13 protein-coding genes and 2 tRNA genes are annotated in these 15,308 nt (G+C 70.5%); 12 read left to right on the top strand and 3 right to left on the bottom strand.

Annotated features, from left to right (window positions below):
- Nucleotides 1-44: 44 nt before the first annotated feature.
- From recF to ACFQ79_RS00500, 8 genes are all read left to right on the top strand, one after another.
- On the top strand, nt 45-1,166 hold the full coding sequence (gene recF, locus ACFQ79_RS00535; RefSeq protein ID WP_383578392.1) for a DNA replication/repair protein RecF: 1,122 nt from the start codon (nt 45-47) through the stop codon (nt 1,164-1,166).
- Nucleotides 1,163-1,726: a DUF721 domain-containing protein gene (locus tag ACFQ79_RS00530; RefSeq protein WP_383578390.1), complete on the top strand. Its 564-nt coding sequence runs from the start codon at nt 1,163-1,165 to the stop codon at nt 1,724-1,726. Before recF ends, ACFQ79_RS00530 begins: the two co-directional genes overlap by 4 nt.
- A 358-nt stretch (nt 1,727-2,084) precedes the next feature.
- Entirely contained in the window at nt 2,085-4,115 is a 2,031-nt protein-coding gene (gene gyrB, locus ACFQ79_RS00525) for a DNA topoisomerase (ATP-hydrolyzing) subunit B (protein ID WP_383578388.1), read from the top strand.
- A 41-nt stretch (nt 4,116-4,156) separates the two neighbouring features.
- Nucleotides 4,157-6,778, top strand: coding sequence for a DNA gyrase subunit A (gyrA, locus tag ACFQ79_RS00520; protein ID WP_383578385.1), 2,622 nt, complete (start codon nt 4,157-4,159; stop codon nt 6,776-6,778).
- A 106-nt stretch (nt 6,779-6,884) separates the two neighbouring features.
- Nucleotides 6,885-7,451, top strand: coding sequence for a DUF3566 domain-containing protein (locus tag ACFQ79_RS00515; RefSeq protein ID WP_209495854.1), 567 nt, complete (start codon nt 6,885-6,887; stop codon nt 7,449-7,451).
- 109 nt (nt 7,452-7,560) lie between these two features.
- Nucleotides 7,561-7,634: transfer RNA gene (locus ACFQ79_RS00510), tRNA-Ile, on the top strand.
- 158 nt (nt 7,635-7,792) lie between these two features.
- Nucleotides 7,793-7,927: a DLW-39 family protein gene (locus tag ACFQ79_RS00505; protein WP_003958712.1), complete on the top strand. Its 135-nt coding sequence runs from the start codon at nt 7,793-7,795 to the stop codon at nt 7,925-7,927.
- A 104-nt stretch (nt 7,928-8,031) separates the two neighbouring features.
- On the top strand, nt 8,032-9,396 hold the full coding sequence (locus tag ACFQ79_RS00500; protein WP_383578382.1) for a hypothetical protein: 1,365 nt from the start codon (nt 8,032-8,034) through the stop codon (nt 9,394-9,396).
- Nucleotides 9,397-9,526: 130 nt separating this feature from the next.
- Here the strand turns inward: ACFQ79_RS00500 and ACFQ79_RS00495 are convergent, their stop codons facing one another.
- Together ACFQ79_RS00495 and ACFQ79_RS00490 are read right to left on the bottom strand one after the other, a co-directional pair.
- A complete protein-coding gene (locus ACFQ79_RS00495) occupies nt 9,527-10,957 on the bottom strand; it encodes a serine/threonine-protein kinase (RefSeq protein WP_383578380.1) in 1,431 nt (476 codons plus the stop codon).
- A gap of 61 nt (nt 10,958-11,018) precedes the next feature.
- Entirely contained in the window at nt 11,019-11,567 is a 549-nt protein-coding gene (locus tag ACFQ79_RS00490) for a helix-turn-helix domain-containing protein (protein ID WP_383578378.1), read from the bottom strand.
- A 128-nt stretch (nt 11,568-11,695) separates the two neighbouring features.
- Between ACFQ79_RS00490 and ACFQ79_RS00485 the strand changes: the two genes are divergently transcribed.
- A tRNA-Ala gene (locus tag ACFQ79_RS00485) sits at nt 11,696-11,768 on the top strand.
- Between the two features lie 398 nt (nt 11,769-12,166).
- Nucleotides 12,167-12,553 (top strand): DUF6344 domain-containing protein, encoded by a 387-nt coding sequence (locus tag ACFQ79_RS00480; protein WP_383578376.1) that lies wholly within the window; start codon nt 12,167-12,169, stop codon nt 12,551-12,553.
- 388 nt (nt 12,554-12,941) lie between these two features.
- Here the strand turns inward: ACFQ79_RS00480 and ACFQ79_RS00475 are convergent, their stop codons facing one another.
- Entirely contained in the window at nt 12,942-13,652 is a 711-nt protein-coding gene (locus tag ACFQ79_RS00475; RefSeq protein WP_383578374.1) for a DUF5324 family protein, read from the bottom strand.
- Nucleotides 13,653-13,828: 176 nt separating this feature from the next.
- On the opposite strand from ACFQ79_RS00475, the gene ACFQ79_RS00470 reads away from it, so the two are divergent.
- Entirely contained in the window at nt 13,829-14,356 is a 528-nt protein-coding gene (locus ACFQ79_RS00470; RefSeq protein WP_383578372.1) for a peptidylprolyl isomerase, read from the top strand.
- Between the two features lie 22 nt (nt 14,357-14,378).
- Entirely contained in the window at nt 14,379-15,263 is an 885-nt protein-coding gene (locus ACFQ79_RS00465; RefSeq protein WP_383578370.1) for a rhomboid family intramembrane serine protease, read from the top strand.
- The last annotated feature ends 45 nt before the right edge of the window (nt 15,264-15,308 follow it).

Here is a 15,308-nt window from a genome sequence, read left to right as displayed (position 1 = left end):
CCCGCGGTGCACAGCCGCCGGGGGAAGAAGGTCGGCGCCCAACCATGCACGTCACGCATCTCTCGCTGGCCGACTTCCGCTCCTACGCCCGGGTCGAGGTCCCGCTCGACCCGGGCGTCACGGCGTTCGTGGGCGCGAACGGCCAGGGCAAGACCAATCTGGTCGAGGCCGTCGGCTATCTCGCGACCCTCTCCAGCCATCGCGTGGCCTCGGACGCCCCGCTCGTCCGGATGGGGGCGGAGCGCGCGGTGATCCGCGCCGCCGTCACCCAGGGCGAGCGCTCCCAGCTGATCGAGCTCGAACTCAACCCGGGCCGGGCCAACCGTGCCCGTATCAACAGGTCCTCGCAGGTCAGACCGCGTGATGTGCTCGGAATCGTACGGACCGTGCTGTTCGCGCCCGAGGACCTCGCCCTGGTGAAGGGCGACCCCGGCGAGCGCCGGCGCTTCCTCGACGAGCTGATCACGGCGCGCACGCCGCGCATGGCGGGCGTGCGCTCCGACTACGAGCGCGTGCTCAAGCAGCGCAACACGCTTCTGAAGTCCGCGGCGATGGCCCGCCGGCACGGCGGCCGCGGCATGGACCTGTCCACCCTCGACGTCTGGGACCAGCACCTGGCGCGGGCCGGGGCCGAGCTGCTCGCCCAGCGGCTCGACCTGATCGCCGTACTGCAGCCGCTCGCGGACAAGGCGTACGAGCAGCTCGCACCCGGCGGCGGGCCGGTTCTCCTGGAGTACCGGCCCTCCGCGCCGGGCACCGGGCACACCCGCGAGGAGCTGTACGAACAGCTGACCGCCGCGCTCGCCGACGTACGCAAGCAGGAGATCGAGCGGGGCGTCACCCTCGTCGGACCCCACCGCGACGAGCTGCTCCTCAAGCTCGGCGAGCTGCCCGCGAAGGGGTACGCCAGTCACGGCGAGTCCTGGTCGTACGCGCTGGCGCTCCGGCTCGCCTCGTACGACCTGCTGCGGTCCGAGGGCAACGAGCCCGTCCTCGTCCTCGACGACGTCTTCGCCGAGCTGGACGCCCGGCGGCGCGAGCGCCTCGCGGAGCTGGTGGCCGGCGGCGAGCAGGTCCTGGTGACGGCCGCCGTGGACGACGACGTACCGGGGGTCCTCGCGGGGACGCGGTACCAGGTGGCCGGAGGGACGGTGGAGCGCGAATGAGCGAGGAGAAGCTTCCCCAGCCTGTGGATACGCCTCCGGTGCCGTCCGTTCCCGAACCCTCGGGCGTGGATCTCGCGCGGGTCGCGCTCCGCGCCGCCAAGGAGCAGGCGAAGGCCAAGGGCGCCGCCGCCCAGCAGAAGAAGCAGGCCCGGCGCGGGGGCGGACTACGCTCCGGCGCGCGCGCCGACGGGCGCGACCCGATGGCGCTCGGCGCCGCGATCAACCGGCTGATCACCGAGCGGGGCTGGGAGACGCCGGCCGCGGTCGGCGGGGTCATGGGCCGCTGGCCGCAGATCGTCGGCGAGGACCTGGCCAAGCACTGCGTACCCGTGAAGTTCGACGACGAGCCGGACGCGCGGGTGCTGACCGTGCAGTGCGACTCGACGGCGTGGGCCACGCAGCTGCGGCTGCTCGCGCCGACGCTGGTGGCGCGGCTCAACGAGGACCTCGGGCACGGGACCGTGCGGTTGATCAAGGTGCTGGGGCCGGGCGGCCCCCGGCGGGGGTACGGGCCGCTCAGGGCGCCCGGCAGCGTCGGACCCGGGGACACCTACGGGTAGCAGCGGTACGGGGCGGGCCCCGGGGCGCGGGTCCGAGCAGCGGGCGCCGCGCCGGCGGCGTGGTGCCCACCCTCCCCGGACTGCTTCCGGAGGGACCCCGCGCCCCGGCGGAACCCATGCCCGCGGCCGGTGCCACTCGCCGTCACAGCTCGAAGCGCTGGGTGGCCGTCAGAGGGCTCTGAAGCCCCTGTCCGGATATGGGGAGTCGTTTGGCTCCCGCTCAGGGCGGCACATGAGGACTCAGGCACCGGCAAACCCCCATGAGTGTCAGCGCTACCGGTAGACTGGGAGACAATCCCGCCACCCTGCGGAACAAGTCGAACGACGCAGCCGCTCCCGTATGCCCGGAGAACGGCCTGTGCTGTGCCAGAAAGGGCGCTTCGTGGCCGATTCCGGCGACCCCAACGAGAACAACCAGTACACCGCCAGCAACATCCAGGTCCTCGAAGGCCTGGATGCCGTGCGCAAGCGCCCTGGCATGTACATCGGCTCGACCGGCGAGCGCGGTCTGCACCACATGGTGCAGGAGGTCGTCGACAACTCGGTCGACGAAGCCCTGGCCGGCCACGCCGACACCATCGACGTGACGATCCTGGCCGACGGCGCCGTGCGCGTCGTCGACAACGGCCGTGGCATCCCCGTGGGCATCGTGGCCTCCGAGGGCAAGCCGGCCGTCGAGGTCGTGCTGACCGTGCTCCACGCGGGCGGAAAGTTCGGCGGCGGCGGCTACGCCGTCTCCGGCGGTCTGCACGGTGTCGGTGTGTCGGTCGTGAACGCCCTGTCCACCAAGGTCTCCGTCGAGATCAAGACGGACGGCCACCGCTGGACGCAGGACTACAAGATGGGCGCCCCGACCGCGCCCCTCGCGCAGCACGAGCAGACCGACGAGACCGGCACCTCGGTCACGTTCTGGGCCGACCCGGACATCTTCGAGACGACCGAGTACTCCTTCGAGACGCTCTCGCGCCGCTTCCAGGAGATGGCCTTCCTCAACAAGGGCCTGACGATCACGCTCACCGACGAGCGCGATTCCGCCAAGGCCACGGTCGGCGCCGACGACCCGGACGCCGAGGCGGCCGCCGAGCAGGCCGCGCGCACGGTGAAGTACCACTACGAGGGCGGCATCGTCGACTTCGTGAAGTACCTCAACTCGCGCAAGGGCGAGCTGGTCCACCCCACCGTGATCGACCTGGAGGCGGAGGACAAGGACAAGGCCCTGTCCCTCGAGGTCGCGATGCAGTGGAACAGCGGCTACAGCGAGGGCGTGTACTCCTTCGCCAACATCATCCACACCCACGAGGGCGGCACGCACGAGGAGGGCTTCCGTGCGGCGCTGACCTCGCTGATCAACAAGTACGCGCGCGACAAGAAGCTGCTCCGCGAGAAGGACGACAACCTCACGGGCGACGACATCCGCGAGGGTCTGACCGCGATCATCTCGGTCAAGCTGAGCGAGCCGCAGTTCGAGGGCCAGACCAAGACCAAGCTGGGCAACACGGAGGTCAAGACCTTCGTCCAGCGGGCGGTCTACGAGCACCTCAACGACTGGCTCGACCGCAACCCGCTCGAGGCCGCGGACATCATCCGCAAGTCGATCCAGGCCGCCACCGCGCGCGTGGCCGCGCGCAAGGCGCGCGATCTGACCCGTCGCAAGGGCCTGCTCGAGTCGGCGTCGCTGCCGGGCAAGCTGTCCGACTGCCAGTCGAACGACCCGGCCAAGTGCGAGATCTTCATCGTCGAGGGTGACTCCGCCGGCGGCTCGGCCAAGTCCGGCCGCAACCCGATGTACCAGGCCATCCTGCCGATCCGCGGCAAGATCCTGAACGTCGAGAAGGCCCGGATCGACAAGATCCTGCAGAACACCGAGGTCCAGGCGCTCATCTCGGCCTTCGGCACCGGTGTGCACGAGGACTTCGACATCGAGAAGCTCCGCTATCACAAGATCATTCTGATGGCGGACGCCGACGTCGACGGCCAGCACATCAACACCCTGCTGCTGACCTTCCTCTTCCGCTTCATGCGGCCGCTGGTCGAGGCCGGGCACGTCTACCTCTCCCGTCCCCCGCTCTACAAGATCAAGTGGGGTCGGGACGACTTCGAGTACGCGTACTCGGACCGGGAGCGGGACGCGCTCGTCGAGCTGGGCAAGCAGAGCGGCAAGCGGATCAAGGAAGACTCGATCCAGCGCTTCAAGGGTCTCGGCGAGATGAACGCCGAGGAGCTGCGCGTCACCACCATGGACGTCGAGCACCGCGTGCTCGGCCAGGTCACCCTGGACGACGCCGCGCAGGCCGACGACCTGTTCTCGGTGCTGATGGGCGAGGACGTCGAGGCACGCCGCTCGTTCATCCAGCGCAACGCCAAGGACGTTCGCTTCCTCGACATCTGAGTCGGTCTCAGCTGACCGTACGAAAGGACTGACGACCAGCAATGGCCGACGAAACCACCCCGACCGGGACCACCGAAGAAGAGCCCGTGCTGCGGATCGAGCCCGTCGGGCTCGAGACCGAGATGCAGCGCTCGTACCTCGACTACGCGATGTCCGTCATCGTGTCCCGCGCGCTGCCCGACGTGCGCGACGGCCTCAAGCCCGTCCACCGTCGCGTGCTGTACGCGATGTACGACGGCGGCTACCGGCCCGAGAAGGGCTTCTACAAGTGCGCCCGCGTCGTCGGTGACGTCATGGGTACGTACCACCCGCACGGCGACTCCTCGATCTACGACGCGCTCGTCCGCCTCGCCCAGCCCTGGTCGATGCGCATGCCGCTCGTCGACTCCAACGGCAACTTCGGCTCCCCGGGCAACGACCCGGCCGCCGCCATGCGTTACACCGAGTGCAAGCTCATGACGCTGTCGATGGAGATGCTCCGGGACATCGACGAGGAGACCGTCGACTTCCAGGACAACTACGACGGCCGCAACCAGGAGCCGACGGTCCTGCCGTCCCGCTTCCCGAACCTGCTGATCAACGGCAGCGCCGGCATCGCCGTCGGCATGGCCACCAACATCCCGCCGCACAACCTCCGCGAGGTCGCGGCCGGTGCGCAGTGGGCGCTCGAGCACCCCGAGGCCAGCCACGAGGAGCTCCTCGACGCCCTCATCGAGCGGATCAAGGGCCCGGACTTCCCCACCGGCGCGCTCGTCGTCGGCCGCAAGGGCATCGAGGAGGCGTACCGCACCGGCCGTGGCTCGATCACGATGCGCGCGGTCGTCGAGGTGGAGGAGATCCACAACCGCCAGTGCCTGGTGGTCACGGAACTCCCGTACCAGACCAACCCCGACAACCTCGCGCAGAAGATCGCCGACCTGGTCAAGGACGGCAAGATCGGCGGCATCGCCGACGTCCGCGACGAGACCTCGTCCCGGACCGGTCAGCGCCTCGTCATCGTGCTCAAGCGCGACGCCGTCGCCAAGGTCGTCCTCAACAACCTGTACAAGCACACCGACCTGCAGACGAACTTCGGCGCGAACATGCTGGCGCTCGTCGACGGCGTGCCGCGCACCCTCTCGCTGGACGCGTTCATCCGCCACTGGGTGACGCACCAGATCGAGGTCATCGTGCGCCGGACCCGCTTCCGGCTGCGCAAGGCCGAGGAGCGCGCCCACATCCTGCGCGGTCTCCTCAAGGCGCTCGACGCGATCGACGAGGTCATCGCGCTCATCCGGCGCAGCGACACGGTCGAGGTCGCCCGCGGCGGCCTGATGGACCTGCTCCAGATCGACGAGATCCAGGCCAACGCGATCCTGGAGATGCAGCTCCGCAGGCTCGCCGCCCTGGAGCGCCAGAAGATCGTCGCCGAGCACGACGAGCTCCAGGCCAAGATCAACGAGTACAACGCGATCCTGGCCTCGCCCGAGCGCCAGCGTGCGATCGTCAGCGAGGAGCTGGCCGCGCTCGTCGAGAAGTTCGGCGACGACCGCCGGTCCAAGCTCGTGCCCTTCGACGGTGACATGTCCATCGAGGACCTGATCGCCGAGGAGGACATCGTCGTCACCATCTCGCGCGGTGGCTACGTGAAGCGGACGAAGACCGAGGACTACCGCTCGCAGAAGCGCGGCGGCAAGGGCGTGCGGGGCACGAAGCTGAAGCAGGACGACATCGTCGACCACTTCTTCGTCTCCACCACCCACCACTGGCTGCTCTTCTTCACCAACAAGGGCCGGGTCTACCGGGTCAAGGCGTACGAGCTGCCCGACGCCGGCCGGGACGCGCGCGGCCAGCACGTGGCCAACCTGCTGGCCTTCCAGCCGGACGAGCAGATCGCCCAGATCCTGGCGATCCGCGACTACGAGGCCGCGCCGTACCTGGTGCTCGCCACCAAGGCCGGCCTGGTCAAGAAGACCGCGCTGAAGGACTACGACTCGCCGCGTTCCGGCGGTGTCATCGCGATCAACCTCCGCGAGGCGGAGGACGGCAGCGACGACGAGCTGATCGGGGCCGAGCTGGTCTCGGCCGAGGACGATCTGCTGCTCATCAGCAAGAAGGCGCAGTCGATCCGCTTCACCGCCACCGACGACGCGCTGCGTCCGATGGGACGTGCCACCTCGGGCGTCAAGGGGATGAGTTTCCGCGCCGACGACCAGCTGCTCTCGATGAATGTCGTCCGGCCCGGTACGTTCGTCTTCACCGCGACCGACGGCGGGTACGCGAAGCGCACCCCCGTCGACGAGTACCGCGTCCAGGGCCGTGGCGGCCTCGGTATCAAGGCCGCCAAGATCGTGGAGGACCGCGGCTCGCTCGTGGGCGCGCTGGTGGTCGAGGAGACGGATGAGATCCTCGCCATCACGCTGTCCGGCGGTGTGATTCGTACGCGAGTCAACGAAGTCAGGGAGACCGGCCGTGACACCATGGGCGTCCAGCTGATCAACCTGGGCAAGCGCGATGCCGTCGTCGGCATCGCACGGAACGCCGAGGCCGGTGGCGAGGACGAGGACATCGACGACGCCGAGGGCGCCGTGGAGGCGTCCGAGGCGGCGGTGGTCGAGACCGTCGTGGTCGAGACCGAGGCAGTCGAGGGCACGGAGCCCTCGGCCGGGGAGCACGAGGAGTAAGAGCGTGAGTGGAGCCACGGGCGCCGGATCGGCGGCTGCCGGAGCTTCTGCTGGTGCTGGAGCGAACGGCGCCCGTGGCCCCGCCACGGACTCCCAGGGGGTTGCGGTGACGGACACTCGGGGGCAGCAGCCCTCGTACGAGACCTACAACGGGCCGCTGCCCGGCGAGCGCACGGGTGCGCAGCAGCCGGGCGCGCCCTACCACCCGCCGCAGGCGTACGGCGCTCCGGCGTCGGGCGGTACGGCGGGCGGACAGACAGGTGCCGTGCGCCGGCCGCGTACGGGGGCCCGCACGACGCCCCGTACGCGCAAGGCGCGGCTGCGGGTGGCCAAGGCCGACCCGTGGTCGGTGATGAAGGTGAGCTTCCTGCTCTCCATCGCGCTGGGCATCTGCACGATCGTCGCGGCGGCGGTGCTGTGGATGGTCATGGACGCCATGGGCGTCTTCTCGACGGTCGGCGGCACGATCAGCGAGGCCACGGGCTCGAACGAGTCCAACGGCTTCGATCTGCAGTCGTTCCTCTCGCTGCCGCGGGTGCTGATGTTCACCTCGGTGATCGCCGTGATCGACGTGGTCCTGATGACCGCGCTGGCGACGCTGGGCGCGTTCATCTACAACCTGTCGGCCGGCTTCGTGGGCGGCGTGGAGCTCACGCTCGCCGAGGACGAGTGACGGGCGAGTGACCTGCGAGGGGGCCGGTCGGTTACCGATTTTGGGACTGGCCCCCCTGTGCGCTAATGTTCAGGAGTCAGCGCGCGGGACACACACCGCAGAGCGCGGCGGGGCTATAGCTCAGTTGGTTAGAGCGCATCCCTGATAAGGATGAGGCCACAGGTTCAAATCCTGTTAGCCCCACAGTGTCGATCGACCCGGACGGTTCCTCCGTCCGGGTCGATTTGTCTGTCCGGGGGCCTTGGAAGGTTTGAACCTCGCACAGGTCACCGATCGGTATCGGTCGATGTGTAGAGTGGGCGTCAGAAGTCTCCTACGTCAACGAAGGACGAGGTCGCGCGGTGAAGAAGCTTCTCCTGGTCGCACTGGCCGCCATCGGCGGGCTCCTCGTGTACCGCCAGATCCAGGCGGATCGCGCCGAGCAGGACCTGTGGACGGAGGCGACCGACTCCGTGCCCGCAGGTTCCGGTGTCTGAGCCGAAAACCATCTGTGGGTGAAGCCCCGGCCGCGCGAGAGCGGGCCGGGGCTTCGCTTTGCCTGAGCAAACTTTCGACTTGCTTAAGTGAAGAGGAGCAGCGCGTGAAGACGCAGGCCGGCATCGGTCGGAGGGCGGGGGCCCTGATCACGGCGGCCGCGGCGGTGGGAGCGGTCGTGGTGCTTCCCGGGCAGACGGCGGTCGCGTCCGCCGCGGACACGGCTTCCGGGAGTACGGCCGCCACGGGTACGGGCGCCGGGCATGCGGCGGCCGCCGGTACGGCCGCCGGGGGCGCGATCCCGCCGTACACCTTCGACAGCGCGGCCCGGCGCGTCCAGGGCGCCGCCTCCAGCTCGGACGCCGTGGAGCTCAAGACCGGGCAGACCTACCGCGACACGCTCAAGAGGAACGGCAAGGTCTACTACCGGGTCAACCTCGATCGGGAGAACGCGTACGTCTCCGTCGTCGCGGTGCCCAAGGCCGGCGGCAAGGCCGAGTACGGCGACGGCTTCAAGGTGAGCATGCAGGACGGCTCCGGCACCGAATGCGGGTACCAGCAGGCGAACTTCTCCTCCAGCGAGTACACCCGGCCGCTCGCCGCCTACGCCCGCCGCATCGTCGACGCCGACAGCTCCACCTGCCAGCGTGCCGGCGCCTACTACGTGCTCGTCGAGCGCGAGTCGAAGGCGAGCACGGACGACTGGGAGCTGGAGATCCGCTACGCGTCCGAGCCCGTGCTGAAGAAGGCCGGCCCGACCGAGCTCCCCGAGGTCTGGGCCTCCGGCACGCCGGGGCCGCCCGCGGGCGACCCGCAGCCCCGCCGGGGAGGCTCCGGCGTCCACGACGCCACCTCGCTGACCCAGGGCGAGTGGCGGTCCGACATCCTGCCCGGCCAGACGCTCTTCTTCCGGGTGCCGGTCGACTGGGGACAGCAGCTCTTCGCCACCGCCGAACTCGGCAGCAGCGCGACCGGCGACGAGTACATCGGCCACGCGCTGGTGCTCTCCCTGGAGAACCCCGCGCTCGGCCACGTCGACGAGAACACCGTCAGCTACAGCGGCAAGCCCGCGACGCTCGCGCTCGACGCGCTGCGCCCGGTGGCCCACGAGAACCGCAGCTCCTACGACGAGGCGACCAGCGGGATGCGCTTCGCGGGCTGGTACTACCTGTCGGCCACGCTCAACCCGGCGATGGCCGCGGAGTACGGGGACAGGACGGTGCCGCTGACCCTGCGGGTCTCGCTGCGGGGCGACGCGAAGCCGGGGCCCGGGTACGACGGTGACCCCGGGCGGTTCGCCGTGACCGCCGACGACAAGGAGGCGGCGGAGAAGGGCGCCTCGGGGGCGCAGGCGGCCTCGGGGAGCGACTCCATGCGGGTCGTCGCGGCGGCCGGGATCGGCAGCGGGACGCTGCTGCTGCTCGGACTCGGCGGGTGGACGCTGGTGGCACGGAGGCGGGCGGCGGCGTAGGAGCGGCGGCTGCCGTGGGCCCGGGCCCTTTTCCGCCCGTCCCTGGGGAGGACGGGCCGGGCGGAGCGGCAGGGGCGACAGGGCGGCAGGGCGCCAGGACGGCCAGGGTGGCCGGGGCGGCAGGAGCGGCTCAGGTCTGGGCGAGGGCCCAGAAGCCGACCGCGAAGCAGACCAGCGCGAGCAGCAGGACCGGGATCGCCACCTTCGGGGGCGGTCCCGGTCGGCGTACCGGGGCGGGGGCCGAGGGCGCCGTCGCTGCCCCGACGGGGGCCGCGTACTGCGCGGGAACCTGAACGGGTCGAGCGGTGTATGGATGAGTAGGGGCTTGTCCGTACGGCACCGCCGAGGTCGGTGCCCGGTCGAAGGAGGGGGTCGGGTGGCCGACCGGCGGGGGCAGGTGGAAGCTGCCCGTCTCGGAGGGCCCGGGCAGTGGCGCGGGAGCCGCGGCCGGGGCGGCGAGGGGGGCCGTCGCGGGGCTGGCCGGGTGCTGGGGCTGGTAGTGCGGCTGTGGGGGCAGCTGAGGCTGTTGGGGCGGTACGGGCGTGGCGGCGGGCATCGGGACGGCCCCGGGGGCCACGGCGGGTGCGGCGGACGGAGCGCTCGTGGAGGCGCCCCGGGCGGCCGTGGCCGCCTCGCCGACCGGCCCGGTGGGCGAGGCGGGTGCGGCGGCGCCGGCCGGGCCCGTCGGGCCCTGGGGGCCGAAGCCGGACGGCAGGGGGCCGAGTTGGTCGAAGATCTCGACCGGCTCCTCGTCGGGGCGCGGCTCGGGAAGCATGTCGACGGCGGCGGTCAGGGCCTTGCGCGCGCCCGTGGCCGTCCGGAAGCGGGCCTGCGGATCGGGCTGCAGCAGACCGGCGAGGACCTGCCACAGGGGCTCCGGGACGCCCTCGGGGGCGCCGGGAGTGCCGTGCGTGAGGAAATGCCCGACCAGGGCCTGGGAGTCCGGCTTGCGGCCCTGGAGCAGATAGAGGGCGACCAGGCCGACGGCGAAGAGGTCGGCGGTGAAGTCGGGTTCGGCACCGAGGAGCTGCTCGGGCGCGAAGTAACCGGGCGTGCCCACCACGTAGTTGGTCTCGGTGAGGCGGGGCTCGCCCTTGCGCATGGAGATGCCGAAGTCGGACAGCCGCAGATGCGGCCGCCCGGTCCCGGTGACGTCCATCAGGATGTTCGCGGGCTTGATGTCGCGGTGCACGACCCCCTCGGCGTGCACCGTGGCCAGGCCCGAGAGCAGCTGGTCGAGCAGGATGCAGACGAACCGGGGCGGCAGCGGGCCGTAGTCGCCGATGACGTGCGCCAGAGAACCGCCGGCGACCAGGTCCATGGTGAACAGGACCTTGTCGTCGTCGGCGGCCCAGCTGGCCGGAGCGAGGACGTGCGGATGGTCGATCCGCAGCGCCTGCTCGCGGACGAAGCGGAGCAGCGTGTGCGCGTCGCTCTGCAGGAGCACCTTGGCCGCCACATAGCGGCGGCGCCGGTGGTCCCAGGCGCGCCACACGGCGCCCGCCCCGCCCCGTCCGATCGGGTCGACCAGCTCGTACCGACCAGCGAATACCTCACCCATCGTGCTGTGTCCGCTCCCCGTTGCCTCGTTCGTCGGCGATGCGGGCCGGCTGCCGGCCGCGTCAGTTCTGGTGCGACTCGTAGTGCGCGACCGCGTCCGCGGTGCGCCCCGCGCCGTACACCCGGAGGAACTCTGCCAGTTCCGGGTGGGCCGGGGCGAGCGAGTCGGCGGCGTCGATGATGTCGCCCGCCGCGGCTACGGAGCGCATCAGCGACTGGATCTCGCGGACCACCCGGCGGACGGTCGGCGCGCCCGAGCCGGTGGCGGGCTGACCGGTGCTGGTGAGGACGGAGCCGCCCTGCGACTTCTTGACCTCGTCCATCCGGTCGGTGGCCTCGGCGGCGCTGACGGTGCCGTCGGCGACCTGCACGGCGAGTTCCTGGAGCGCCTGGACGCGCTGGACGACGGCCGGGTTGCCGATCTTGGCCCGCTGGCCGCTCATCAGCTGGGACAGCATGGGCGCTGACAATCCGAGTACGGCCGCGAGCCTGGCCTGATTGAGCCCGAGATCGTCGATCAGCCGACGGAAGAGCGCCCCCAGCGGCTCTCCGTACCAACTGCGCTGAAGCTCTCTGGCTCGCGCCGTGGCTTCCTGCTGCGCTGCGTCCATTTCTTCTCCCCATCCCTAGGTTCGCCACTGCGAACCTCGCTCAGCATCTTACGGAGAGTGGTCGCGCACCGGGAGTCCCAATCCTTTTGCCGGGCATGGGGGGTGACCCGGTACGCTGTTCTCGTTCCGGGGCCTTAGCTCAGTTGGTAGAGCGCTGTCTTTGCATGGCAGATGTCAGGGGTTCGACTCCCCTAGGCTCCACGACAAACACCCCCTGTGAACTGCGGAAACGCAGGTCACAGGGGGTGTTTCGCGTGGCGGCGCCGGAGACGTACGGGGTCGGCGGTCGGGATTCCTGCCCGCCGCGACCTCCTCGCCGCGGCCGATCTGGATCTTCGACGCGTACTCCAGGCCCTTGGCTTCCGTCTCGGACGTGAAGCGGGCGAACTCGACGCGCGTCCCGTTCGGAGGACCTGCGCCGGGTTCCAGATCGCCGGTCACCAGGGTCCGCTGCTCCGGACGGGTGGTGTTCATCGGAAGAACTGCGCGACGGCGGCGACGTTCCGTGGAAATCGGGAGCGCATCCACATCATGAGGAAAGTACGTAAAGCGCGCAAACCGAAATGAACCATTCGAGAACGTCACGAAAGTGAGGGGCCATGGCCACCGCCAAGGTCAAGCAGTTCTGGACCGCCTTCATCTCCGTCCTCTTCGCCCTGCTCGCCTCCGTCGGCCTGGCGGGCACCGCCGCCGCGACCCAGCAGCCCGCCGTCCAGCAGCCCGAGGAGCCCGCCGGCCCCACCACGGCCGCACCCGCCGCCGGGGAGAAGCGGGCCGCGCCCGCCTCCGTACCGGCGCAGAGGGCTCACCGGTGGCCGCTCGTCGGTGACCGTTCCCTGCCGCCCACGATCAAGCAGCGCATCGCCGCCGAGGCCCACGGCTCCTCTCCCGCCTCCCGGAACCGCTCCGTCGCCGGCGTGACCGCCGCGGCCGAGACCGACGAGCCGGCCGCGCTGACCGAGCTGGCGCTCGCCGCGTCGGCGTAGGGCGCGGGGAGACGACGATGCGCACTCCCCACACCCGTACCCGCACCTCCTCGCACGGCTCCGTCTCGCACGGCTCCTTCTGGTACGGCTCCGCTTCGCAGCACTCCGCTTCGCAGCACTCGGCTCCGTACCGCCCGGCAGGACCCGGCAGGACTCCCGCGACAGCAGGACCCGGCAGGACCCGCCCTGTGGACGGAACCAGCGGAACCCGCAGGACCCGCGGAACCAGCGGAACCAGCGGAACCAGCGGAACCCTCAGGACCAGCAGGACCCGTGGAACCCGCAGAACCCGGCAGGGCCCCGCGGGAACCAGGACCCCGGCGGCATGCGGCAGGGCCCTGGTGGAAACCGGCAGGACCTCGGCAGCACCCAGCGGTACCCCGGTCGGTCAGCGGCGCTCGTCGCGCTTGGCGGCCTCCTCGGCTGCGGCAGCCGCCTCGGCCTCGGTCTCCTTGGCCTCCACCTCCGGGTCGAGGACGTCCTCACCCTCGTCGTAGGACGTCAGTACGGAACCCTCCTCCACCTCGGTGGCAGCGGGCGGCTCGACCAGCCAGTCGGGGTTGGCCTGCTTGTCCCACCACTTCCAGGCGGCGAACGCGCCGCCGACGAGTACGCCCAGGACCAAGAGGCCCTTGGCGAGGCGTCCGGCCCGTGCCCGACGCTCGTGCTTCTTCACGATCTTCTGGATTTCCCTCGGTGTCACCTGACCGCGCAGCGCGGCCCAGGCGGCAGTCGAACGCGACCCGGCCTCCTCAAGGACGGGACCGGTCGCGGCGACCGCGTGCTCGACACGTGGAACGGTGTAGTCGGCCGCCTGACGGCAGGCCCAGCGGGTCTTGACCGCCGCACGCTGTGCGGCCGCGTCGACCCGCGGCGGGACATGCGGTGCGACGTACGAGTCGTACTGCGCACGAGCCTGCTCCCGAGCCTGTTGAGCGGCCTTCGAGACTTTCGGCGCGATCAGCACACGCGCCTCGTGGGCGTAGTGCGCGGCCTGGTCCTTGGCCGTGCCGGCGTACGGCGCCACCACTTCCGCGGCGTGCAGGACGCTCTCCTTCGCCGAATCTGACGCGGCGCGCACGCTCTCCATGCGGGTCACGGGATTCCTCCTCCTCGGTGGCGACGATGTCGGTTTTTCACCTTTCCATCCTTTTCGGAATCATGCCCCCCGGAGCCAGGTCCGGCATGTGGGGTGGGCATCCGGGGCATGCGAGGATCGGACACGCCAGAGACAGACGTGGGCATGACGCGACATGACGTGGACGGAAGGCGACCGTGGCCGAGCAGCTGTACGCGATCCTCAAGACCAGCCTGGGTGACATCGAGGTGCGGCTGATGCCGTTCCACGCCCCGAAGACGGTCAGGAACTTCGTCGAGCTCGCCGGCGGTGAGCGCGAGTGGACGCACCCCGCGACAGGCACGGTCTCCTCGGAGCCGCTCTACGACGGCACGGTCTTCCACCGGGTCATCAAGGGCTTCATGATCCAGGCCGGTGACCCGCTGGGGAACGGCACGGGCGGCCCCGGCTACGAGTTCGCCGACGAGTTCCACCCGGAGCTCTTCTTCGACCGTCCCTATCTGCTGGCCATGGCCAACGCCGGCCCGGGCACCAACGGCTCGCAGTTCTTCGTCACCGTCGCTCCCGCGACCTGGCTGAACCGCAAGCACACCATCTTCGGCGAGGTCGCCGACAAGGAGAGCCGGAAGGTCGTGGACGCGATCGCGGCCACCGCGACCGACCCGCACACCGAGCGACCGCTGCAGGACGTGGTCATCGAGTCCGTGGTGATCGAGAAGCGCTGAGGCGGAAGGGACGGCACCTCTCATGGAACCGAAACCCTCCGAGAACGCGCGCGCCGGTCTGCCGCGCTGCTACCGGCACCCCGAGGTGGAGACCGGCGTCCGCTGCACGCGCTGCGAGAAGCCGATCTGCCCGGCGTGCATGGTCTCCGCCTCGGTCGGCTTCCAGTGCCCGGACTGCGTGCGCAACGGTTCGGGGACCGGCCACGCCGCCGACGCCAACCAGCCGCGGACGCTCGCGGGCGGCCGGGTCGCGGCGGACGACCGCCTCGTCACCAAGATCCTCATCGGGATCAACCTCGCGGTCTACCTGGCCGTCCTGGTGTTCGGCGACCGGCTCGTCGACGAGCTCGTGCTCATCGGCTACGCCTACAGCCCGGCGCTCGGCGAGCTCGTCGGGGTCGCCGACGGCGAGTGGTACCGGCTGCTGACCTCGACCGTCCTCCACCAGGAGGTCTGGCACATCCTCTTCAACGTGCTGGGTCTTTGGGTGATCGGCGGGATCGTCGAACCCGAGCTGGGCCGGATCCGGTACGCGGCCCTGTGTCTGCTCTCCGGTCTCTCCGGCTCCGTGCTGGCCTATCTCGTGGCCGCGCAGAACCAGCCCTCGCTCGGCGCCTCCGGCGTGGTCTACGGCCTCATCGGCGCCTGGGTGGTGCTCGCCCGCCGGCGCCGTCACGACATGCGGCCGGTGATCCTCTTCGTGGCCCTGTCGCTGCTCATGACATTCACCCGACCGGGGATCTCCTGGGAGGCCCATGTCGGTGGTCTGGTCGCGGGCGTCGTGGTGACGTACGCGCTCGTGCACGCGCCGAGGGCCCGCCGGGACCTGGTGCAGTACGGGGCGCTGGCCCTGGTGCTGCTGCTCGACGTGGGGATCGTGCTGGCCCGCACGGCGACGCTCACCTGAGCGCACAGGGCTGTGGACGAGCTTCTCTGTGAGCTTTCCCCAGAG

The sequence above is a fragment of the Streptomyces sp. NPDC056480 genome (assembly GCF_042795405.1).
Lineage (GTDB): Bacteria > Actinomycetota > Actinomycetes > Streptomycetales > Streptomycetaceae > Streptomyces.
The sequence above is the reverse complement of the archived record's forward strand: the minus strand, read 5'-3'. Positions and strand labels throughout refer to the sequence as shown.

Bases quoted from the DNA above. Each gene is read 5' to 3' on its own strand.
- recF (WP_383578392.1), top strand. From the start codon at position 45: ATGCACGTCACGCATCTCTCGCTGGCCGACTTCCGCTCCTACGCCCGG.
- ACFQ79_RS00530 (WP_383578390.1), top strand. From the start codon at position 1,163: ATGAGCGAGGAGAAGCTTCCCCAGCCTGTGGATACGCCTCCGGTGCCG.
- gyrA (WP_383578385.1), top strand. From the start codon at position 4,157: ATGGCCGACGAAACCACCCCGACCGGGACCACCGAAGAAGAGCCCGTG.
- ACFQ79_RS00495 (WP_383578380.1), bottom strand. From the start codon at position 10,957: ATGGGTGAGGTATTCGCTGGTCGGTACGAGCTGGTCGACCCGATCGGA.
- ACFQ79_RS00490 (WP_383578378.1), bottom strand. From the start codon at position 11,567: ATGGACGCAGCGCAGCAGGAAGCCACGGCGCGAGCCAGAGAGCTTCAG.
- ACFQ79_RS00480 (WP_383578376.1), top strand. From the start codon at position 12,167: ATGGCCACCGCCAAGGTCAAGCAGTTCTGGACCGCCTTCATCTCCGTC.
- ACFQ79_RS00465 (WP_383578370.1), top strand. From the start codon at position 14,379: ATGGAACCGAAACCCTCCGAGAACGCGCGCGCCGGTCTGCCGCGCTGC.